General features: G+C 68.8%; 25 protein-coding genes. 15 read left to right on the top strand and 10 right to left on the bottom strand.

Translation table 11 applies throughout. The features are described 5' to 3' along the window. Window positions 1–94: 94 nt before the first annotated feature. Entirely contained in the window at window positions 95–1,018 is a 924-nt protein-coding gene (locus CV103_RS16045) for an NAD-dependent epimerase/dehydratase family protein (RefSeq protein ID WP_015458525.1), read from the bottom strand. A 148-nt stretch (window positions 1,019–1,166) separates the two neighbouring features. On the opposite strand from CV103_RS16045, the gene CV103_RS16040 reads away from it, so the two are divergent. The 3 genes from CV103_RS16040 (at window position 1,167) to CV103_RS16025 (ending at window position 4,245) form a co-directional block, all read left to right on the top strand. Beyond that, complete coding sequence (locus tag CV103_RS16040) at window positions 1,167–1,565, top strand: hypothetical protein (protein WP_070935083.1); 399 nt, start codon at window positions 1,167–1,169, stop codon at window positions 1,563–1,565. Window positions 1,566–1,662: 97 nt separating this feature from the next. Beyond that, a complete protein-coding gene (locus tag CV103_RS16035; RefSeq protein WP_107395527.1) occupies window positions 1,663–3,681 on the top strand; it encodes a TonB-dependent receptor family protein in 2,019 nt (672 codons plus the stop codon). 207 nt (window positions 3,682–3,888) lie between these two features. Next, on the top strand, window positions 3,889–4,245 hold the full coding sequence (locus CV103_RS16025; protein WP_146163447.1) for an energy transducer TonB: 357 nt from the start codon (window positions 3,889–3,891) through the stop codon (window positions 4,243–4,245). Here CV103_RS16025 and CV103_RS16020 read toward each other — a convergent pair. Continuing rightward, complete coding sequence (locus CV103_RS16020) at window positions 4,203–5,249, bottom strand: methyl-accepting chemotaxis protein (RefSeq protein WP_107395524.1); 1,047 nt, start codon at window positions 5,247–5,249, stop codon at window positions 4,203–4,205. The genes CV103_RS16025 and CV103_RS16020 overlap by 43 nt on opposite strands. Window positions 5,250–5,407: 158 nt before the next feature. On the opposite strand from CV103_RS16020, the gene CV103_RS22540 reads away from it, so the two are divergent. Further along, window positions 5,408–5,959, top strand: a complete 552-nt coding sequence (locus CV103_RS22540; RefSeq protein WP_170112650.1) for a hypothetical protein — start codon at window positions 5,408–5,410, stop codon at window positions 5,957–5,959. Between the two features lie 81 nt (window positions 5,960–6,040). Beyond that, complete coding sequence (gene guaA / locus CV103_RS16010; RefSeq protein ID WP_015458519.1) at window positions 6,041–7,615, top strand: glutamine-hydrolyzing GMP synthase; 1,575 nt, start codon at window positions 6,041–6,043, stop codon at window positions 7,613–7,615. A 131-nt stretch (window positions 7,616–7,746) separates the two neighbouring features. Here guaA and CV103_RS16005 read toward each other — a convergent pair whose 3' ends face one another. Continuing rightward, window positions 7,747–8,217: a type II toxin-antitoxin system Phd/YefM family antitoxin gene (locus CV103_RS16005; RefSeq protein WP_245896898.1), complete on the bottom strand. Its 471-nt coding sequence runs from the start codon at window positions 8,215–8,217 to the stop codon at window positions 7,747–7,749. Window positions 8,218–8,300: 83 nt separating this feature from the next. Here CV103_RS16005 and CV103_RS16000 point away from each other — a divergent pair, with 83 nt between their 5' ends. The 3 genes from CV103_RS16000 to CV103_RS15990 are packed head-to-tail and all read left to right on the top strand — an operon-like array spanning window position 8,301 to window position 9,822. Further along, window positions 8,301–8,744, top strand: a complete 444-nt coding sequence (locus CV103_RS16000) for a hypothetical protein (RefSeq protein WP_107395522.1) — start codon at window positions 8,301–8,303, stop codon at window positions 8,742–8,744. A 9-nt stretch (window positions 8,745–8,753) separates the two neighbouring features. Continuing rightward, the gene (locus tag CV103_RS15995; RefSeq protein WP_107395521.1) at window positions 8,754–9,419 is read left to right on the top strand and encodes a glutathione S-transferase family protein; all 666 of its coding nucleotides are present in this window, start codon (window positions 8,754–8,756) and stop codon (window positions 9,417–9,419) included. 55 nt (window positions 9,420–9,474) lie between these two features. Continuing rightward, a complete protein-coding gene (locus tag CV103_RS15990; protein ID WP_107395520.1) occupies window positions 9,475–9,822 on the top strand; it encodes an ArsC family reductase in 348 nt (115 codons plus the stop codon). A gap of 13 nt (window positions 9,823–9,835) precedes the next feature. On the opposite strand, the gene CV103_RS15985 is transcribed toward CV103_RS15990, so the two are convergent. Further along, window positions 9,836–10,090 carry a hypothetical protein gene (locus CV103_RS15985; RefSeq protein ID WP_107395519.1) on the bottom strand — a complete coding sequence of 85 codons (255 nt, stop codon included), beginning with the start codon at window positions 10,088–10,090 and terminating at the stop codon, window positions 9,836–9,838. 113 nt (window positions 10,091–10,203) lie between these two features. Here CV103_RS15985 and panB point away from each other — a divergent pair, with 113 nt between their 5' ends. The 7 genes from panB to CV103_RS15950 all read left to right on the top strand — a co-directional run bounded on the left by panB (window position 10,204) and on the right by CV103_RS15950 (window position 15,891). Further along, the gene (gene panB, locus CV103_RS15980; protein ID WP_107395518.1) at window positions 10,204–11,064 is read left to right on the top strand and encodes a 3-methyl-2-oxobutanoate hydroxymethyltransferase; all 861 of its coding nucleotides are present in this window, start codon (window positions 10,204–10,206) and stop codon (window positions 11,062–11,064) included. 78 nt (window positions 11,065–11,142) lie between these two features. Beyond that, on the top strand, window positions 11,143–11,859 hold the full coding sequence (locus CV103_RS15975) for a tetratricopeptide repeat protein (protein ID WP_107395517.1): 717 nt from the start codon (window positions 11,143–11,145) through the stop codon (window positions 11,857–11,859). A gap of 5 nt (window positions 11,860–11,864) precedes the next feature. Further along, the gene (locus CV103_RS15970) at window positions 11,865–13,208 is read left to right on the top strand and encodes a PQQ-like beta-propeller repeat protein (RefSeq protein ID WP_107395516.1); all 1,344 of its coding nucleotides are present in this window, start codon (window positions 11,865–11,867) and stop codon (window positions 13,206–13,208) included. Window positions 13,209–13,310: 102 nt separating this feature from the next. Continuing rightward, window positions 13,311–14,690: a ribosome biogenesis GTPase Der gene (gene der, locus CV103_RS15965; protein WP_015458510.1), complete on the top strand. Its 1,380-nt coding sequence runs from the start codon at window positions 13,311–13,313 to the stop codon at window positions 14,688–14,690. After that, window positions 14,690–14,893: a sulfurtransferase TusA family protein gene (locus CV103_RS15960; RefSeq protein WP_015458509.1), complete on the top strand. Its 204-nt coding sequence runs from the start codon at window positions 14,690–14,692 to the stop codon at window positions 14,891–14,893. Before der ends, CV103_RS15960 begins: the two co-directional genes overlap by 1 nt. Before the next feature lie 132 nt (window positions 14,894–15,025). Then, the gene (locus tag CV103_RS15955; protein ID WP_015458508.1) at window positions 15,026–15,451 is read left to right on the top strand and encodes an Hpt domain-containing protein; all 426 of its coding nucleotides are present in this window, start codon (window positions 15,026–15,028) and stop codon (window positions 15,449–15,451) included. Window positions 15,452–15,519: 68 nt separating this feature from the next. After that, window positions 15,520–15,891 carry a DMT family transporter gene (locus CV103_RS15950; RefSeq protein ID WP_015458507.1) on the top strand — a complete coding sequence of 124 codons (372 nt, stop codon included), beginning with the start codon at window positions 15,520–15,522 and terminating at the stop codon, window positions 15,889–15,891. Here the strand turns inward: CV103_RS15950 and CV103_RS15945 are convergent. The 6 genes from CV103_RS15945 to gluQRS form a co-directional block, all read right to left on the bottom strand. Beyond that, window positions 15,858–16,727 (bottom strand): 3-hydroxyacyl-CoA dehydrogenase NAD-binding domain-containing protein, encoded by an 870-nt coding sequence (locus CV103_RS15945; RefSeq protein ID WP_015458506.1) that lies wholly within the window; start codon window positions 16,725–16,727, stop codon window positions 15,858–15,860. The two genes, CV103_RS15950 and CV103_RS15945, sit on opposite strands and share 34 nt — an antisense overlap. Window positions 16,728–16,818: 91 nt before the next feature. Beyond that, the gene (gene egtD / locus CV103_RS15940) at window positions 16,819–17,793 is read right to left on the bottom strand and encodes an L-histidine N(alpha)-methyltransferase (RefSeq protein WP_107395515.1); all 975 of its coding nucleotides are present in this window, start codon (window positions 17,791–17,793) and stop codon (window positions 16,819–16,821) included. Between the two features lies 1 nt (window position 17,794). After that, window positions 17,795–19,078, bottom strand: a complete 1,284-nt coding sequence (egtB, locus tag CV103_RS15935) for an ergothioneine biosynthesis protein EgtB (protein WP_107395528.1) — start codon at window positions 19,076–19,078, stop codon at window positions 17,795–17,797. A 93-nt stretch (window positions 19,079–19,171) separates the two neighbouring features. Further along, a complete protein-coding gene (locus tag CV103_RS15930) occupies window positions 19,172–19,744 on the bottom strand; it encodes a cob(I)yrinic acid a,c-diamide adenosyltransferase (protein ID WP_107395514.1) in 573 nt (190 codons plus the stop codon). Between the two features lie 19 nt (window positions 19,745–19,763). Continuing rightward, window positions 19,764–19,991 (bottom strand): twin transmembrane helix small protein, encoded by a 228-nt coding sequence (locus CV103_RS15925; protein WP_015458502.1) that lies wholly within the window; start codon window positions 19,989–19,991, stop codon window positions 19,764–19,766. A 9-nt stretch (window positions 19,992–20,000) separates the two neighbouring features. Next, on the bottom strand, window positions 20,001–20,861 hold the full coding sequence (gluQRS, locus tag CV103_RS15920; protein ID WP_107395513.1) for a tRNA glutamyl-Q(34) synthetase GluQRS: 861 nt from the start codon (window positions 20,859–20,861) through the stop codon (window positions 20,001–20,003). Between the last annotated feature and the right edge of the window lie 128 nt (window positions 20,862–20,989).

The following is a 20,989-nucleotide window of genomic DNA, read 5'->3' as shown; positions in this document are numbered from 1 at the left end:
TGCCCTTGCCAAGGGGGCGTCCACATATGAATCACATTCCCGACGCCAAGGGAATCCTGTTTATGGGTCCCGACCCTAGCAGATTGCCGGGGCTTCAGGCAGGCGCCTTCAGCGCATCGGGGGCCAGCGCCCGGATCATGCGGCGGATGCCGTCCCGCCAGTCCACCCTGGTCTCGCCGATCAGCGCGTGCATCCGGGCGGTATCGATCGAAAGCGCGCCGAAGGCGGCATTGTCCTGCTGGAAGACGGGGGTGAAGCCGGTCAGCTCGCCGATATAGGCGCACCATTCCTCCACGCTTGCCGCCTGCGATCCGCCGAAATTGGTGGTCGTCACCTCGGTCGTGGCGGCGCCCAGCAGATATGGGATCTTCTCGACATAATCGTCGACGTGGAGCGGGTTGTAGAGGTTCGGGCCTTCCGGGTGGATCGCGATCGGCACGCCGTTCTGCATCATCAGCAGATGATACCAGGGCCAGCCGCCATTATCGCCATAAGGCACGCTCATCCGCGCGATGGTGGTGGGCACGGCATAGGTCTTGGCGGCGAAGCGGCAGACCGATTCCGCCGCGATCTTGGCGATCGAATAGGTCGGGAACATCGACCGGTGATTGTCGCCCAGCGGATCGCTCTCCTTGCGCGGAGTCGGCCCCTCATAGGCATAGACGCCGGTGGTGGAGATATGGAGGAAGGCCTTGGCATTCCGGCATTTGGCGATCAGGAAGCCGACGCCCTCGGCATTTTCCTTCAGGTCGCGATCGAAATCGCCGGTCTTGGCGACGGCGGCGTTGACGACATAATCCACCTCGGGAAGCGCATCCAGGCTGGCGGGATCGGAAAGGTCGATCCGCACCGGCGTCGCGCCCATCGCCTCGATCTCGGCCCGATCCTCCGCCTTGCCGAAGCGGGCGGCGGCATAGACCTTCGCCTTGCCGGCATAAGCGGCCACCAGCGGCCTGGCGAACTGGCCGGTGGCGCCGGTGATGAGGATGCTCTTTCCTTCGATATCGGCCCGCTGCATGGCTTCCGCTCCCGTCCTGTCGTGATTTTGGGGAAGCTAAGCCCGGTCCGATCGCGGCCACAAGATAGCGGGCGCTGTTCGCGGCCGTCCGGACCATGCCTGTCCCGATGGGTGGACGGCGGCGGCGGGATGGACTAGGCCGCCGGCCATGCGGGGCAGGGGATCAGCAAGGGGCACCTTCCGCGGCGAGATCGCCGTGGCGCTCCTGCTGCTGGCGCTCGCCATGCGCGTGCTGGTGCCGGCGGGCTGGATGCCTTCGGTCGACGGCCGCGCCATCACGCTCTGCACCGGCACCGGCGCGGTCGAAGCCTGGGTGGCCGATGACGGCACCATCCACAAGAAGGCGCCCGGCGAAACCGGCAAGGGCGCCGAACCCTGCGTTTTCGCGGGGCTGGGCGCGGCATTGCTCACGCCCGATCCGCCGGTCGCGCCGCCGGCCCTGTTCGCGGCGCCCGTCGCGGCCGTCCTTGCCGTTCCCGCCGTCGCCATCGGCCGGGGCCTCGCCGCCCCGCCGCCGCCGCCCACCGGGCCGCCCGCCATCCGCTGATGTCCGTCACCGCCATGGGCGCGCGCCGTTGCGCGGCTCCATGGTCCTATCGGCTGGGCGCCGCCTTTCGCGCGCGCCCGGAAATCAGGGATATTCCATGTCTTTTTCTTCCCGCGCGGCCGGCCGCGCGTCTCTGCTCGCCATCGCCGCCATTATCGCCACGCCCGCTCTTGCCGAGGATGAGGGCGATCGCGGCACCATCATCGTCACCGCCGCTTCCGCCATCGCCGACGCCAGGGCCGATGTCGCCCCCGTGCCGGGCGGCAGCGGCGTGGTGCCGGCCGCCGATTTCGAGGATCGGCTGGCCGTATCGCTGCGCGATGCGCTGGCCTTCGCGCCCGGCGTCTACACCCAGCCGCGCTTCGGGCAGGAGGTGCGGATATCGGTGCGCGGCTCCGGCCTCAGCCGCGGCTATCATATGCGCGGGCTGATGCTGTTCCAGGATGGCGTGCCCATCAACCTCGCCGACAATAATGGCGATTTCCAGGAACTCGATCCGCAGGTCTTCCAGCATATCGAAATCTTCCGGGGCGCCAACGCGCTGCGGCTGGGATCGTCCACGCTGGGCGGCGGCATCAATGCGGTCACGCCCACCGGCCGGTCCGCGCCGGGGGTGGAGATGCGGGTGGACGGCGGCAGCTTCGGCACCGTGCGCGGCAAGGTCGCCGCCGGCTTCGCGACGGAACGGGCGGATGCCTGGTTCGCGCTCACCGGCGATCGTTCCGATGGCGACCGCGATCATGCCGATCGCAGGGCCGTCCGCTTCAATGGCAATGTCGGCATCCGGCTGGACGACCGGATCGAAACGCGCTTCTACGCCAGCGTCAACAATATCGACCAGAAGCTGCCCGGCGCGCTCGCCATGGCGGATGCGCTGGACCATCCGAAGCAGGCGGCCGCATCCAGCCTTGCGGGCGATCAGGCGCGCAACCTGGATTCGCTCCGCCTCCAGAACCGCACCACCGTCGATCTCGGCTCTGCCAGCCTCGCCTTCGGCGGCTATTGGAACGTCAAGGAACTGGTCCATCCGATCTATGAGCTGATCGACCAGAAATCGCAGGATCGCGGGCTTTTCGCCCGGATCGACTGGGCGGGCACCCTGGCGGGGCTGCCGGTCGAGGCGGCGGTCGGCACCACCGCGCGCTTCGGCACGGTGGCGGCGCGGCAATATCGCAATGTCGCCGGCAAGCGCGGCGCGCAGACCGCCGATGCGCGGCAGACGGCGACGACGATCGACAGCTATGGTGAGCTTCGGATCGCGCCCATACCCGGCCTCTGGCTGATTGCCGGGGGCGTGCAGACCCATGGGGAGCGCAAGATCGCCAACCATATGGCGCCGGCCCGCAGCGGGGACGCGGATTTCGATGCCTTCGCGCCCAAGTTCGGCCTGTTGTGGGAAGCGCGGCCCGACGTGCAGGTCTATGCCAATTACAGCCGCTCGGTGGAATTGCCGGGCTTTGCCGAGCTGGCCCAGGCCCCCTTTGGCGGCGCGCCCGGCTTCGTCGATCTCGATCCCCAGCGGGCCTGGACGATTGAGGTCGGCACGCGCGGCCGGATCGGCATCGCGGCATGGGATATCAGCCTCTACCGCGCCGACGTGAAGGGGGAGATGCTGCAATTCACCACCTCGCAGGATATCCCCGCCGCCACCTTCAATGCCGGCAGGACCCGACATCAGGGGATCGAGGCGTCGCTGGAACTGGATCTCGCCCCCTGGGCGCGGCTGCGTCAGGCCTATCAGCTCAACGATTTCCGTTTCCGCCATGACGCCATCTACGGCGGCAATCGCCTGCCGGTGGTGGCGAAGCACCTCTATCGCGCCGATCTCCGCCTGGGCACGGACCGCCTTTCCGTCACCCCCAATGTCGAATGGCTGCCGCAGGGGGCGTGGGCGGATTATGGGAACGGCACCCGCACCGGCGGCTATGCGCTGATCGGCCTTGGCGCCGAAGCCGGGCTCCGCGACGGGATCACCCTGTTCCTCGACGCCCGCAACCTCGCGAACAGGCACGCCATTGGCGACATTTCCGCCGTGGTGCAGGCGACCGACGCCTCGGCCATCTATTATCCGGTCGAACGCCGTGCCTTCTACGGCGGCGTCAGGGCGCGGTTCTAGGTGCGGGGCAGGCCCGGCCGGATCGTCGCGGCGGCGTTGCCATTGCGGCGATCGCCGCCGGATATCCGGCGGCCTTTGGGGGAGCGGGACGCATGAGGGTGATATTCGGCATCATTGCGGGTTGCCTGCTCTTGCCGGCTTCGGCTCGGGCGGCAATCGCCGGACATCGCGACGTCGCCGAAGGCCACGGGCAATCCCGGCATGTGGGTGACGACGGATGATCTGTCCCTCGGTCTCCTGGCGCGGAAGGAGATCGCCGTCTCCCGGATGGTGCTCACGATTTCGGCCAAGGGGCGGATCACCGGCTGCATGGTGCCGACGCCGAGCCAGCATCTCGAGCTGGATCGGCATGCCTGCGCCCTGACGATGAAGCGCGGCCGCTACAAGCCCGCCCGCGATGGAGCCGGCAATCGCGTGGAGAGCACCGATTCCCGCACCGTCCGCTGGCAGGTTCGGAAGGACTGGCAGCCGGGGTTCGGACAAGACAAATGCCGGCGGAGTTCCCCAACTCCGCCGGCACCTCAGGCGGCGATTCTCTGCCCGTCGCCCGCGATGGCGGCCTGAACCTCCGCCTCGGTCATAAGTCGTTGCTCGATCACGCAGTGCAGGCTCAGCCCGTCGCCCGGCGCGGAGCGTGCATGGGCGATGATCGCGTCGTCTTGCGAGGACAGGCCGATCGGCCGGCTGGCGTCCACCGCCATCGCCTCGCCGAAGCGCGCGCGCCAGGAGGAGGCGACCACGCGGCCCTGGTCGTCGACCAGGCTCACCCGGCGGCGGCCATTGTCCGCCGTGTCCATGCCGCCGATATGCTCGCCGATTTTCCGTTCCCAATCATATTCCAGATAGAGCACGCCCATCGCCGGGCCTTCGCGCTCCGGATCGGCGCGGATGCCGGCTGCGAAGATCAGCACGGCCTGATGGTCCGACCAGGGATTCTGCCACACCTCGTCGGTGAACCAGTCGTCCGACCGGCGGCTGGCCATCGCCTTGCGAAACTGCGGCGCCTCGCGCACGTCGGCGGCCTGCACGCGGGCCTCCTCGTCGGCGGAAAGGAAGATGCGGCCTTCGGCATTGGCGACGAAGGCGTTCAGATAATCGCTGGAATAGCGCATCAGCCCCCGCAGCCGGGCATTGGCGGCGGCCGCCTTTTCGGGCGACGGGTCCGCCACCGCCGCGATCACCGCCGGATCGGTGGCGAGCATACGCAGATCGCTGCTGCGGGCCTGGATGGTGCGGCCGACATTGTAGATGATCGCCTCGGCCAGATCGACGAGGCGCGCGCCCTCGATCTCGGCCACCATCTCGTCGGCGATGCCGGCCGCCTTGGCCAGCCGGTCCAGCACCTCGGCCCGGAAGGCGAGCGAGCTGGCCCGCGCCTGGTTGGCGAGCGCCTTCACCTCCTGCGCCACCACGGAGAAGCCGCGTCCCGCCTCGCCCGAACGCGCCGCCTCGATCGTGGCGTTGAGCGCGAGCAGGTTCGTCCGGCCGGCAAGCCGGGCGCTTTCGGTCGCATAAAGCTGCACTTCATCGCGAAGCGAGGCGAGGAGCGAGCGGATCCGTCTGGGCATAAGGCGCGATTCCGAAATGTTATTTCCCGATCGCTAGGATGAAGTGGTTAATAAAACGTCGTTCCGGGCGAAATAGTCGGGCCGTCCCCCCGCCCGCCGTTCATCGCGTTGACAGCGCGGCTGGGCTAGAAGCGCCCGATCAACGGGATGAAATGACGATGGCGAGAATCAAGGCGGTGATCGGATTGGGCGTGGCGGCGGCGATGCTGGCGACGTCGATGCCGGCAATGGCGCGGCCGGGACATGGCTGGGGCTATCCGCGCCCCGGCTACGGCCATGGCGGCGGCTATCGCCATCATCGCGGCAACGGATTCGATTTCGGCGATTTCCTGCTGGGCGCCGTCGTGGCCGGCGGCATCGCGGCGGTCGCCACCAACGGCTTCGGCACGCGCGATTCGAATCGCGACGACGGCAATGCGGATTGGAACGGCGATCGCGGCCGCGGCCAGGCCGATGACCGCGCCGATACCGCCGCGCAGGATGAGGCGGCCGATGCCTGTGCGGCGGCGGCCGAACGGCAGGCGGGCCGCATCTCCACCGATGCCCGCGTCACCGATATCAGCCGGGTGAGTCGCGACGGCGAGGGCTGGCAGGTGCAGGGCGTGGTGGAGGCCGGGCCTGCCGCCGCCGATCGCCGCAGCTTCCTGTGCGGCGCGCGCGCCGGCCAGGTCGATTTCGTCCAGCTGGGCAACGAGCTGGCGATCCGCTGACGCCACCCGCCCGCGCGGGGCCAGCGCCCGGCGCGGGCGCAACGGCTGGACAGCGGCGGGCCATATCTTTATCGCGCGGCCATGACAGCCCATTCCACCGCCCATCCCAGTGACTGCATCCTGATCGTCGATTTCGGCAGCCAGGTGACGCAGCTCATCGCCCGCCGGGTCCGCGAGGCCGGCGTCTATTCCGAAATCGCGCCGTTCAACGCGGCGGCAGAGGCTTTCGAACGGCTGAAGCCAAGGGGCATCATCCTGTCCGGCGGCCCGGCCTCGGTTGCCGAGATGGGCAGCCCGCGCGCGCCCCAGCATTTCTTCGAGGCCGGCATCCCCATCCTCGGCATCTGCTACGGCCAGCAGACGATGTGCGCGCAACTCGGCGGATCGGTGTCGCCATCGTCCGACAATCGCGAATTCGGCCGCGCCTTCATCGAGGTGACGAAGGAATGCGGCCTGTTCAACGGCCTGTGGAAGGAAGGCGAGCGCCATCAGGTGTGGATGAGCCATGGCGACAAGGTCGATGCGCTGCCGGCGGGCTTCGTGCCGGTCGCCGCATCGGAAGGCGCGCCCTTCGCCGTCACGGCGGATGAGAGCCGCCGCTTCTACGGCGTGCAGTTCCACCCGGAGGTCGTCCACACGCCCGACGGCGCCAAGCTGATCGCCAATTTCGCCCGCCATGTCTGCGGGCTGGCCGGCGACTGGACGATGGCCGAGTTCCGCGCCGCCAAGATCGCCGAGATTCGCGAGCAGGTGGGTTCGGGCAAGGTGATCTGCGGCCTTTCCGGCGGCGTCGATTCGGCGGTGGCGGCGGTGCTGATCCACGAGGCGATCGGCGATCAGCTCACCTGCGTGTTCGTCGATCATGGCCTGATGCGGATGGGCGAGGCCGATCAGGTCGTCAGCCTGTTCCGCGAGCATTATCACATCCCGCTCGTCCACGTGAACGCGGAGACGCTGTTTCTCTCCGGCCTCAAGGGCGAGACGGACCCGGAAAAGAAGCGCAAGTTCATCGGCAAGACCTTCATCGACGTGTTCGAGGAGGAAGCCCGCAAGATCGGCGGCGCCGAATTCCTGGCGCAGGGCACGCTCTATCCCGACGTGATCGAAAGCGTCTCCTTCACCGGCGGGCCTTCGGTGACGATCAAGAGCCACCACAATGTCGGCGGCCTGCCCGAACGCATGAACATGAAGCTGGTCGAGCCGCTGCGCGAGCTGTTCAAGGACGAGGTCCGCGCGCTGGGCCGCGAGCTTGGCCTGCCGGAGATCTTCGTCGGCCGCCACCCCTTTCCGGGGCCGGGCCTCGCCATCCGCATCCCCGGCGAAGTGACCAAGGAACGCTGCGACATCCTGCGCAAGGCCGACGCCATCTATCTCGAGGAAATCCGCGCCGCCGGCCTCTATGACGCGATCTGGCAGGCCTTCGCCGTGCTGCTGCCGGTGAAGACGGTGGGCGTGATGGGCGACGGGCGCACCTACGACTCGGTCTGCGCGCTCCGCGCCGTCACCTCGACGGACGGCATGACCGCCGACATCTATCCCTTCGACGCATCCTTCCTCGCCCGCGTCGCGACCCGCATCGTCAACGAGGTCCAGGGCATCAACCGCGTCACCTACGATTACACCTCCAAGCCCCCCGGCACGATCGAGTGGGAGTGACGCGGATCGGGCGGGTGTCCGGTGGACATCCGCCCCCGCCACTCGGCGGCGCAAGTCGCCGTGGGAAGGCAAGGGAGTAAGGCGGATGCCCTCGGTGGCGTCCGCTCGCATCCTTCAGCGGAGCTATTCGATCAGGCCAGCAGCGGCGTCGGCACGCCAAGAGCGGGACCGGCTTTGGCAAGCCCATGGTCGAGCGTGTGGACGGTGGCGCTGTTCGGCCAACCAAGCTGCACATGCGGTGTCATTGCTTCGTTGGAGAGCGCTGCGACGATCAGCGACGTATCGAGATGAAGCATCGATAGCGGTCGCCGTCCCGCATCGCCCACCAGATTGACCGCCTTCTGGGATTTCGGCATCCCGGCCGTCGGGGATCGCAGCGCGGCGGCGTCGATCCGCTTGCGCGGTCTGGCCACGGCGGTGAGCCGTGCACCGGGCCTGCCGCGCCGGGTAATGTCGATCAAATCCCCCGCTTCCACCCGGTCGACGAGTTCGCTCAGATGGGCCTTGGCATCCGCCAGACTGATCGTGTCCGTGCCATGTTCCTGACCATGTAGATGGTCATAGAAGGCACTCGAACCCTGGTTTTCAACGGCGCCGCGCACCAGCGCTGCTTGCCAGGCCCCGCATTGCCTTTGCCGCGCATCGCGCGCAGGTTCCTCGCCAATAACAGGGAGAGGGATGCCGCATGATGGATCGTCTCGACGCCACGAAGCCGCCGGCCTGGTATTGGCTGGTCGCCGTCCTTGCCTTGCTGTGGGAGGGGGCGGGCTGTTTCGCCTATGTCTCGCAGGTCGGCATGTCCGCCGATGCGCTGGCGCAATTGCCGGCGGCGCAGCGGGAAATCTGGATGATGATGCCGGTGTGGGTGACGGGCGCCTATGCCATTGCTGTCTGGGCCGGGCTGGCGGGTGCGGTGGCGCTGATCCTCCGGCGCCGCTGGGCGCAGCCCCTGTTCCTGGTTTCGCTGGCCGCTGCGATCGTCCAGTTCGGCTGGACCTTCCTGGCGACGCCGATCATGCGCACGGTCGGCGCGGCGGCGGCCGTGCCGTTCCCGATCTTCATCATCCTCGTCGCGGCGCTGCTCGCCTGGTTCTCGGGCCGGGCGGCCGGGCGTGGCTGGCTTCGGTAGGCGGCGGCGATGCTGACGCTCCATTACCACCCCTTTTCCTCCTTCTGCCAGAAGGTGCTGGTGGCGCTGTATGAGCGCGATGTCCCCTTCACGCCCCGGCAGGTCGATCTCGGCGACGCGGGGGAACGGGCGGCGCTGGCGGCGCTCTGGCCGATGTGCCGCTTTCCCGTGCTGACGGATGATGCGGCGGGGCGGGCGATCCCCGAATCCTCGATCATCATCGAATATCTCGATGGGCACGGGACGGCGGCGGCGGCGCTGATCCCGGCCGATCCCGCCGCCGCGATCGAGGTGCGGCTGATGGACCGGCTGTTCGATCATTATGTCGAGCTGCCGATGCAGCGCATCGTCGGCGATCATCTGCGGCCGGAGGACAAGCGCGATCCGCATGGCGTGGCGGAGGCCCGCGCCACGCTCGGCACGGCCTATGCCATGCTGGAGGAGCGGCTGGCCGGGCGGGCCTGGGCGGCGGGCGATGCCTTCTCGCTGGCGGATTGCTCGGCGGCGCCCGCGCTCTTCTATGCCGAATGGGTGCAGCCCTTCACCGGCGACCATCCCGCGCTCGCCGCTTATTTCCGCCGCTTGTGGGATCGCCCGTCCTTCGCGCGGGTGCTGGAGGAAGCGCGGCCCTATCGCGCCTACTTCCCGGTGCCGGCGCCTCCGCCGGGGGATTGACGGCCGCATCCGCGCTGGCGCAGGGCTCCGCATCCGATCGGCACGGAGGAACGGCGTGGGCGTCACCATCTACGGCATCAAGAATTGCGACACGATGAAGAAGGCGCGGGACTGGCTGGCCCAGCACGGCGTCGCGGCGGAATTCCATGACTATAAGACCGCCGGGATCGATCGCGCCACGCTGGAACGCTGGGTCGCCGATCTCGGCTGGGAGGTGCTGTTGAACCGCGCGGGCACCACCTTCCGCAAGCTGCCCGATGCCGATCGCGAGGGGATCGACGCCGAAAAGGCGATCGCGCTGATGCTGGCGCAGCCGTCGATGATCAAGCGCCCGGTGCTGGATGTGGACGGCAGGCTGACGGTGGGCTTCAAGCCCGATTGCTACGCGGCGCTGTTCGGCTGACCCGGCCGGCCCTTCAATAAGGCTGGCCCTGCTCGCGGGCGCGTTTCCGGGCTTCCTTCTCGGCGCGCTTGCGCTCCTTGGCCTCGCGCTTTTCCTGCTTGCGGATCTCGCGGCCGCGATTGCGGTCCGCTTCCTCCTGGCTGGTGGTGACGGCGTCGACACCAGCGCCCACCGCCTTCACCGGCAGCGTCACGATATTGGCGGCCGTCCGCGCGACGCAGCCGGACGCGAGCAGGGCCAGAGGCAGGATAAGCAGGGCGGCGCGCATGCGGGACCGATCGATGGTTCTTGGTGCCCGCGCTTGTAGCCGGCGCCGCCCGCGCCGTCGATCGGGGTTGCGACGATTTGACCGCGCGGTCCGCCAGGGGCTACCACCCGCCCATGTCCACGACCTTCACCCTCGATACCTCCACCAGCCGCGCCCACCCCACGCCCGCGCCGATGAAGCGGATGACGGTGCCGCAGATCCAGGCGCGCAAGGGCAAGGAGCCGATCGTCATGCTCACCGCCTATACGGCGCGCATGGCGCAGCTGCTCGACCGGCATTGCGATATGCTGCTGGTGGGCGACAGCCTGGGCCAGGTGATCTACGGCCTGCCTTCCACCCTGCCGGTGACGCTGGACATGATGTGCGCGCATGGCGCCGCCGTGGTGCGCGGCAGCTATCATTCGGTGGTGATCGTCGACATGCCGTTCGGCACCTATGAGGCGAGCCCCGAGCAGGCCTTCCGCTCCGCCGCGCGCGTGATGGCGGAAACGGGCGCGGCCGGCGTGAAGCTGGAAGGGGGCGAGGCGATGGCGCCCACCGTGGCCTTCCTGCAGGAACGCGGCATCCCCGTGGTCGGCCATATCGGCCTTACCCCGCAGGCGGTGAACGCGCTGGGCGGCTATGGCGCGCGGGGCCGCAGCAATGCCGAACATTCGAAGATCATCGCCGATGCGCGCGCGATGGCCGATGCCGGCGCCTTTTCCATCGTCGTCGAAGGCGTGGTGGAGCCGCTGGCCGTCGCGGTGACGGCGGAGGTCTCCTGCCCGGTGATCGGCATCGGCGCGTCGGCCAGGTGCGACGGCCAGGTGCTGGTGATCGACGACATGCTCGGCATGTTCGAACGCACCGCCCGCTTCGTGAAGCGTTATGACGATCTGGCGTCCCGCATCGACGCGGCGGCGGGCGCCTATGCCGAGGAGGTGCGCGCGCGCGTCTTCCCCGGCATCGATCAGACCTATCAGCCCAAAGGCTGAACACAGCTTTCGTTCAGGTTCAGTCGTCGCTAAGAAGGCGACCCGCGATAATTCGGCCGCGATGCTTGGAGAGACTGCTTGGCCCTGAAGCCCCAGAATGAAGACGCCTTCTTCCGCGAGGTGGATGAGGAACTGCGTCGCGAACAGATCGGCACCTTCTGGCGCACTTATGGCCGCCTCGTCGCCATTGCGGTGGTGGTGGGGCTGGTCGCCTTCGGCGGGTGGCTCTACTGGCAGCACCGGCAGAAGACCGCCGCCGACGCCGCGAGCGAGGCGATGGTGCAGGCCCTGACCGATCTGGAGCAGGGCAAGCATAATGCCGCCAAGGCCAAGCTCGAAACCGTGCAGAAGGAAGGCATTCCCGCCTATCGCGGCGCGGCCTTGCTCGCCCAGGCGGCCTCTGCGCTGGAACGCGGCGATGTGAAGGCGGCCGCCGCCGGCTATCAGGCCGTGGCCGCCGATCCGGCGATCCCGCAGCCGTTCCGCGATCTCGCCACCATCCGCCAGACCGCCGCCGAATTCGATACGCTGCCGCCTGCCCAGGTGGTCGCGCGGCTGAAGCCGCTGGCCGAAGCCGGCAACCCCTGGTTCGGTAGCGCCGGCGAGATGACGGCCATCGCCTATATGAAGATGGGCAAGCCCGACCTGGCCGGCCCGATCTTCGCGGCCATGGCGAAGGATGAGGGCGTGCCCCCTTCGATCCGCGATCGCGCCGGGCGCCTCGCCCTTTCGCTCGGGGCCGATGCGGCCGCCCCTGCCGCCCCCGTCAAGGCGCCGGGCGCCGCAAAGGAATGACCAGCATGAAGCGTGCCGTGATCGCGGGGATGATCCTCGCCAGCCTCAGCGGCTGCGGAATATTCAAGAAAACCGCGCCCAAGACCGCCGTGCTCGGCGAACGCACCCCCGTCCTCACCTATGAGACGGGCGCCGAGGTCGATGCCTCGCTGGCGGACACGCCCGTCGAGGTGCCGGGCCCGATGACCAACGATGCCTGGGCGCAGCCCGGCGGCAATGCCTGGAAGGTGCTGAGCCACGTCGCGCTCGGCCAGAACCTGTCCGAGGCGTGGCGCGCCCATATCGGCGGCAGCACCAAGCGCGCGCGGCTTGCCGCCGCGCCGGTGGTGGCCGACGGCAAGCTCTACGTGATGGATATCGGTGGCCGCGTCCATGCCCTCGATGCCGCCAGCGGGCGCGAATTGTGGGTGAAGGCGATCCCGCAGGCGAAGAAGCTGTCGGGCGAGGAGCAAAAGGAAAGCCGGTCCGGCAAGGTCGTGTTCGGCGGCGGCGTCAGCTACGAAGCCGGCCGGCTCTATGCGACGACCGGGCTGGGCGATGTCTCCTCGCTCGATGCCGCCACCGGCAATATCGGCTGGACGGTGCGCCCCGGCGGCCCGCTGCGCGGCGCGCCCACCGTCGCCAACGGCCATGTCTATGTCGTCAGCCAGGACAACCAGCTCTTCGCGCTGAAGGCGGAGGACGGATCGGTCGTCTGGAACGAGGCCGGCACACTGGAACTGGCCGGCGTGTTCGGCGTCGCGGCCCCGGCCGCCGCGGCCGGCACCGTCGTCGCCGGCTTCTCCTCGGGCGAGCTCAACGCCTATCGCTACGAAAACGGCCGCATCGTCTGGCAGGATGCGCTGTCGCGCACCAGCATCTCGACCGCGGTGGCCAGCCTTTCCGATATCGATGCCGATCCGGTGATCGATCAGGGCCGCGTCTATGCCGTCGGCCAGGGTGGCCGCATGGTGGCGATGGAGCTCAACACCGGCCAGCGCATGTGGGAACTCAGCATCGCCGGCATCTCCACCCCCTGGGTGGCGGGCGACTGGATCTTCGTCGTCACCGATGACGCGCGGCTGATGTGCATCGCGCGCACCAGCGGCAAGGTCCGCTGGATCAGCCAGCTCGAACGGTGGCGCAGCGCGAAGTCGAAGAAGGGCCCGGTGAGCTGGACCGGCCCGATCCTCGCGGGCAACCGGCTGATCGTCGCCAATACGGAAGGCGAGCTTGCCTATGTCGATCCGGCGACCGGCAAGGTGCAGTCCAAGGGCAAGGCGGGTGGGCCGGTCTATCTTTCCCCCATCGTTGCCAACAACATGCTCTATGTACTGGCCGAGGACGGCACGCTGACCGCCTGGCGCTGATATCGCCCGCTCCCCGGTGTCCCGAGGGCATCGGGGAGGGCGCGATGCCGCCGATCGCATAATTGAGTCCCGCCGGCGCGCGAATGTCGGTAAGGGGGCACAATGTCCAAGCTTCCCGTGGTCGCGATCGTCGGCCGGCCGAATGTCGGCAAATCAACCCTGTTCAACCGCCTCGTCGGCAAGAAGCTCGCGCTCGTCGACGATCGGCCGGGCGTGACGCGCGATCGCCGCGAAGGCGATGCCACGCTGCTGGGCCTCGAATTCCGGGTGATCGACACCGCCGGCTTCGAGGATGAGGACCCCGATACGCTGCCCGGCCGGATGCGCCGGCAGACGGAAGCGGCGGTCGATGCGGCCGACGTCGCCCTGTTCCTGATCGACGCGCGCGCCGGGGTGATGCCGCTGGACGAGGAGATCGCCCGCTGGCTGCGCGCCGGCGATACGCCGGTGGTGGTGCTCGCCAACAAGGCCGAAGGCAAGGCGGGCGAGGGCGGCGTGCTCGAATCCTTCGCGCTCGGCTTCGGCGATCCGGTGCCGTTCAGCGCCGAACATGGCGAAGGGCTGGCCGATCTGTTCAGCGCGCTGCTGCCCTATGTCGATCGCGAGGACGATGCGGAGGATGAGGCGGCGGACGACGAGGATGAGGAGGGCCGTCCCACCGGCCCGCTGAAGCTCGCCATCGTCGGCCGGCCCAACGCCGGCAAGTCCACCCTCGTCAACCGCATGCTGGGCGAGGAACGAATGATCACCGGCCCCGAGGCCGGCATCACCCGCGATTCGATCGCGATCGACTGGGAATGGACCGATGCGGAAGGCAATGTCCGCCCCGTCCGCCTGATCGACACCGCCGGCATGCGCAAGCGCGCCCGCGTGCAGGACAAGCTGGAAAAGCTCTCGGTCGCCGATGCGCTCCACGCCGTCGATTTCGCCGAGGTGGTCGTGCTGCTGCTCGATGCCACGCTGGGGCTGGAGGCGCAGGACCTGCGCATCGCCGACAAGGTGCTGCAGGAAGGCCGCGCCCTCATCATCGCGCTCAATAAATGGGACGTGGCGGAAAATCCGCCGGCGCTGTTCCAGGGCGTGCGCACGGCGCTGGACGAAGGGCTGGCGCAGGTGAAGGGCCTGCCGCTGCTCACCGTCTCGGCCGCCACCGGGCGCGGGATCGACCAGCTTCTCCAGGTCGCCTTCGAATCGCGCGATGCCTGGTCGCGCCGCGTCTCCACCGGCCAGCTCAACCGCTGGTTCGAAAAGGCGATCGAGAAGAATCCGCCGCCCGCCCCCGGCGGCAAGCGGATCAAGCTGCGCTACCTCACCCAGGCCAAGACGCGCCCGCCCGGTTTCATCCTGTTCGGCACGCGGGTGGACGAGCTGCCCGAAAGCTATCGCCGCTATCTGATGAACGGCATCCGCCGCGATCTCGGCTTCGGCGCGGTGCCGGTGCGCCTCACGCTGCGCGCGCCGAAGAATCCGTTCGATTCCTGATGGCCCTGGCGGTCGATGCCCGGGGCATGCGCTGCCCCTGGCCGGCGCTGCGGCTGGCCCGTGCGATGCGGGATGCCGGCCCCGGCGCCACCGTCCGCCTGCTTGCGGACGATCCCGCCGCCCCGCGCGAGGTGGCGGCGCTGGCCGCCCAGCATGGCTGGCAGGTGGAGGAAGATGGCGAGGCTCTGATCGTTACGGGCTGAGATAGGTCGATAATCCGGCGGATTGTCGATGGCGCTGCCCACAAAACGGGCTGCCCCGTCAACGCGGCCTTTACGAATTTCCTGCAACAGGACGTTTGGCCGTGGGGAAATGGCCGATGGAGGAGCGGACAAGTGGCCGGTGAGACGTTGGCTTTGGTCGACTGGGACGTCTTTTCGCGCGCGCGCACCGAGCTTGGCGCGGGCTTCATCCGCATCCTCGGCTATTTCCGCGAAGACGGCGTGAAATCGATCCAGGCGATCGAGGAGGCGATGCGCGCCCGCAACGCCACCGCGCTCGTGATCCCGGCGCATACGCTGAAGGGCGAATCACTCCAGTTCGGGGCGGAGCCGCTGGCGGCGCTTTCCGAACATATCGAAAAGGTCGCCCGCCGCTGCGTCGAGACCCGTCAGGCCCCGGACGAGCTGATCCCCGATGTCGTCCGCCTGCGCCCGATGTTCGAGGAAACGCTCGCCCAGATCGACCGCGAGGCCAGCCCCCTCATGCAGCGGCGCCCCAGCTTCGGCCGCCGCCCGCCCACGGTTTTCGGCCAGGGCTGAATTCGTCCCGCTTGCCATCGTTGCCGCCGCCATGCTCTGACCGGCGCGACGGAGCAGGAGGACGGCCCATGAACCCATGGATATTGCTGGGCGGATCGATCGCGCTGGAGATCGCCGCCACATCCCTCCTCAAGGCGTCGGAGGGCTTTGCACGGCCGGGCTTCGGGATCGCTTCGATCGCGCTCTATTCGGCCTGCTTCTGGCTGCTGTCGATCACGCTCACGCGGGTGCCGATGGGTATCGCCTATGCGGTCTGGTCGGGCGTCGGCATCGTCGCGATCGCGCTGATCGGGCTCGCTTTCTTCCGCCAGCCGATGAACGGCGCGCAGTGGCTGTGCGTCGGCCTGATCCTCGTGGGCGCGGTGGGTCTGAACCTCACCACGCCGCACGATGCCGGTTCCGCGGATCAGCGGGTCGGCACGGGCTCCGGCCCGGAATAGTCGTAGAAGCCGCGTCCGGTCTTGCGGCCCAGCCAGCCGGCCTCGACATATTTCACCAGGATCGGCGCCGGGCGATATTTGGGATCGCCGAAATCCTCCTGCAGCACCCTCAGGATCAGCAGGATCGTATCGAGGCCGATCATGTCGGCCAGCGTCAGCGGCCCCATCGGGTGGCCGAGGCCCAGCTTCACGCCCTTGTCGATATCGACGATCGATCCCACGCCCTCGCCGACGGCAAAGAATGCCTCGTTCAGCAGCGGCAGCAGGATGCGGTTGACGACGAAGCAGGGCGAATCCTGCGCGATCACCGTTTCCTTGCCCACCTTCCTGGCGAAATCCTGGGCGACGGCGACGGTCGCGTCGGAGGTCGCAAGGCCGCGGATCACCTCCATCAGCGGCATCAGCGGCACCGGGTTGAAGAAATGCATGCCGATGAAGCGCGCCGGATCGATCGATGCCTGCGCCAGCCGGGTGATGGAGATGGAGGAGGTGTTGGACGCCAGCACCGCATCCGCCGCCAGCACCTTGCCGACATTCTGGAAGATCACGCGCTTGATGTCCTCGCGCTCGGTCGCCGCCTCGATGACGAGGCCGGCGGCCGCCATGGGCGCGAGATCGCCGATCGGCTCGATCCGGCCGATCGCGCCGTCCGCCTCGCCCGCGTCCAGCTTGCCCTTCTCCACCTGCTTGGCGAGGATCCTGGCGATCCCGGCCTTGCCCTTTTCGGCGACGTCGGCCGAAACGTCGGACAGGAACACCCTATATCCTGCCTGCGCCGCCACCTGGGCGATGCCCGCCCCCATCTGGCCCGCGCCGATTACGCCGATGCTGTCCATGTCCGCTTCCCTCCAGTCTGATCGGCCTCGCGGATAGGGGAGGATGGCGGCGATGGGAAGCCGGGGCGCGGCCCGGCTGCCGCAATCGCGATCAGGGCGCGGTTTCCGGCGGGCGCGCCTCGGCCAGGATCAGCGCGAACAGCCCGTCCGGGTCGGTCCATTCGCGCATCGGCGTCCAGCCGCCCGCCGCCAGCAGCAGCCGGGCGCCGCGCGGATCATATTTGTGGCTGTTCTCGGTATGGATGGTCTCGCCCGCCGCCATGGCGAAGCGTTGCCCGGCGACGGTGAAGCTTATGTCCGCCATCGCCTCCAGATGCATCTCGATCCGCGCGGCCTCGTCGTTCCAGATCGCGCGGTGGCGGAAGGCGGCGATGGGGATGTCGCCGTCCAGCTCGCGGTTGATGCGGTGGAGGAGGTTGAGGTTGAACGCCGCCGTCACCCCTTCGGCATCGTCATAAGCGGGGATCAGGATGGCGGGCGATTTCACCCTGTCCATGCCGATCAGCAGCATCGCGCCCTCGCCCAGCGTGCCGGCCATGGCGCGCAGCAGGTCCACGCCGTGCGCGGGCCCCATGTTGCCGATCGTCGATCCGGGAAAGAAGCCCAGCTTGGGCAGGTGGCGGACATCGCGGGGCAGCGCCACCCGCGCCATGAAATCCGCCTCCACCGGGATCACCGGCAGGCCGGGAAAGTCCGCCGCCAGCGCATCGGCCGATTGCCGCAGGAAATCGCCCGAAATGTCGATCGGCACATAAGCGGCGGGCGCGATGGCGGACAGCAGGTGAGGCGTCTTGGCCGACGATCCCGATCCGAACTCGATCACCGCGCGCCCCGGCCCGGCGATGCGGCCGACCGCGCCGGCATGTTCGGCCAGCAGCGCGGTTTCCACCCGCGTCGGATAATATTCGGGCAGGCGGGTGATCGCCTCGAACAATTCGGACCCGCGATGATCGTAGAACCAGCGCGCCGGGATGGCGCGCGGGCGGGCGGAAAGGCCGGCGATCACGTCGGCCCGGAAGGCCGCGTGCAGCGTGCCGGCGCGGTCGAGCAGGTCGGTTGCGGCCATGTCAGATATCCTTCGCCAGCCGCAATGCGGTGAACTGCCAGCGCTGATGGGGGTAGAAGAAGTTGCGGTAGGATGCCCGCGCATGGCCGCGCGGCGTGGCGCAGCTCGCGCCCTTCAGCACGCACTGGCCGGACATGAACTTGCCATTATATTCGCCGACCGCGCCGGGGGTGGGGCGGAAGCCCGGATAGGGCAGATAGGCGCTGGCGGTCCATTCCCACCCGTCGCCGAACATCTGCCTCAGCCCCGGCCCGCCGGCGCCTGCCGCGCGCGGCCGCACCGGCCCGGCTTCGTCCAGCTGGTTGCCGGAATGGGGGTCGATCGCGGCGGCGGCGCTTTCCCATTCCGCCTCGGTCGGCAGGCGCGCGGCGGCCCAGCGGGCATAGGCGTCCGCCTCATAATAGCTGATATGGGTGACGGGCGCCGCCGGCCGCACGGGGTGGAGCCCGTCCAGCGCGAAGCTCGCCCAGCCCGCGCCGTCTTCCGCCCGGCGCCAGTAGAGCGGGGCCGAAATCCCCTGCGACCGCACCCAGGCCCAGCCGTCCGCCAGCCAATGTTCGGGCCGGTCATAGCCGCCATCGGCCATGAACGCCTGCCATTCGCCGTTGGTGACGGGCCGGTCGGCCAGGGCATGCGGGGTCAGCATCACCGGATGGGGCGGCCCTTCGCAATCGAAGGCGAAGCCGTTGCGCGCGTCCGCGCCGATCTCGACGATGCCGTGGCGCCCTTCGATCCACCTGATCGGATCGGGCGCCGGCGAGGGCGGATCGCGCCGCGCCTCCCACATCGCCGGGCAGAGCGGATTGGCGGCGAAGAGGTTGAGGATATCGGTCAGCAGCAATTCCTGGTGCTGCTGTTCGTGCTGGATGCCCAGCATCACCCGGTCGCGCATGGCGGCGTCCAGCCCCGGCAGGGCGGCGATCACCGCTTCGTCCACCGCCTCGCGCCAGGCGATCACCTCGTCCAGCCTGGGCCGGGTCAGCATGCCGCGCCGCTCGCGCGGATGGCGCGCGCCCTCCGCCTCGTAATAGCTGTTGAACAGATGCGCCCAGCGCGGATCGCGCGGGCGATATCCGGTGCCGCCGTCGCGCAGCACGAAGGTTTCGAAGAACCAGCTCGTATGCGCCAGATGCCATTTGGCGGGCGATGCCTCCGGCATGGATTGCGCGGTCGCATCGGCGTCCGAAAGCGGCGCCGCCAACGCAAGGCTCAACCCGCGCACCGCCCGGAAACGGGTCGCGATATTGTCCTGCGGCTGGGTTTGTCGTGCCGCGTCGCTCAGCATGGCCTCAAGCCCATGGCCGACCAACGGATCACGGCCGGCATGGTTGCATGGGGCATGGCCCGGCTCAGGGGCCGGGATGCGCTGCCGTGGCGGCTAGCGCGTGGCCCCCGGCTGCCACAGCACGTCGCCGCCATTGTGGGAGGCGATCAGCCGGGCGAGCACGAACAGATGATCCGAAAGCCGGTTGATATAGGCAAGCGCGCGCGGATTGAGCGCAACCTCGCGCGCCGCCGCCACCGCCGATCGCTCCGCCCGGCGCACCACGGCGCGGGCGAGGTGGAGGTGCGCGACCGCGCCGGGGCCGGCCGGCAGGATGAAGCTGCGAAGCGGCGCCAGCCCCTCGTTCAGCATGTCGATCTCGCGCTCCAGCCGGTCCACCTGCGATTGGGCGATGCGCAATTCCATCTCGGTGGGCGCGAAATCGCCTTCGCCAGGCGTCGCGAGGTCCGCGCCCAGATCGAACAGCTCGTTCTGGATGCGGCCGAGCAGGGCGGCATGGCTTTCGTCGGCGACGTGCTGGAGCGCGACGCCGATCGCCGAATTGGCCTCGTCCACGTCGCCGATCGCCGCCATGCGCGGATCGGCCTTGGACACGCGCGAACCATCGACCAGCCCGGTCGTGCCGGCGTCGCCCGTGCGCGTGTAGATCCTGTTGAGCCTTACCATGCCGCCTCGTCCGCCGGGCTCAGCCGCCGCGGGCGACCAGCAGGAACAATATGATGAGGATGATCGCCAGCGCCTGGAAGCCGATGCGCGCCCGCATCATCCTGTTCTGCCGCTGGCCGGAAAGATTGGGGCCGCTCCCCGTCAGATCCGCCTCGGTGGTCTTCAGGAAGATGACGATGCCGCGCACCAGCGCCGCCAGCGTCGCCAGCATGGCCAGTATCATGAGGATGATCAGGAAAGTGGACATGGCGCCATTCTAGGCGCTTGCCGGGGGAATGCCAGCGGGGATTGCCCCGGCGCGCAGCGATGCGGCCAATGCGTGGCCGTCCATGCCCCGCTGGCGCATCAGGGCAAGCGCGGGCGCGCCGTCGCGCTTGGCCAGCCTCTTGCCGTCCGGCCCGGTCAGCAGCGGATGATGGTGGTAGAACGGCGTCGGCAGGCCCAGCAGCGCCTGCAGCAGGCGGTGGACATGGGTGGCGGCGAACAGATCCTCGCCGCGCACCACGTCCGTCACGCCCTGCGCGGCATCGTCGACGGTGACGGCGAGGTGATAGGATACCGGCGCGTCCTTGCGGGCGAGCACCACGTCGCCCTGCTCCCCCGGCGCCGCCGGCACCGTGCCCGCGGTCTCGTCCGTCCAGTCGAGCGGGCCGGCGCGGGCGATGGCGGCCGCCATGTCGATCCGCCAGGCGTGCGGCTCGGCGGCCATGCGGGCGGCACGGACCTGGGGATCGAGATGGCGGCAGGCGCCCGGATAGACGGCGCCCGCCGGCCCGTGCGGCGCCGCGGCGCTGGCGGCGATCTCCGCGCGGGTGCAGAAGCAGGGATAGACGAGGCCCATCGCCTTCAGCCGGTCGAGCGCGTCGGCATAGAGGCCGAGCCGGGCGGACTGGCGGACGACATTGCCGTCCCAGCGCAGCCCCAGCCAGGCCAGATCCTCCAATATTCCGGCCACATGCTCCTCGCGCGTGCGGCCGGGATCGATATCCTCGATGCGCAGCAGGAAGCGGCCGCCGGCCGCCCGCGCCAGATCATGCGCGCGGATCGCCGAGAAGGCGTGGCCCAGATGCAGCGCGCCGGTCGGGCTCGGCGCGAAACGCGAAATTACGTGACTCATCGGCAAAACGGCTCTTGACCACGAGTCGGGAACGATGTTGTCATGACGGTGTCACGCTCTTGAGGTTAGGAGCGCGACGTCGGGAGACGCGAGCCGGTTCGGCCTCCGCGTCCCGAGTGCGACGGGAC

The sequence above is a fragment of the Edaphosphingomonas fennica genome (genome assembly GCF_003034225.1).
In the GTDB taxonomy this organism is placed as follows: Bacteria; Pseudomonadota; Alphaproteobacteria; order Sphingomonadales; family Sphingomonadaceae; genus Sphingomonas_E; species Sphingomonas_E fennica.
The sequence above is the reverse complement of the archived record's forward strand: the minus strand, read 5'-3'. Positions and strand labels throughout refer to the sequence as shown.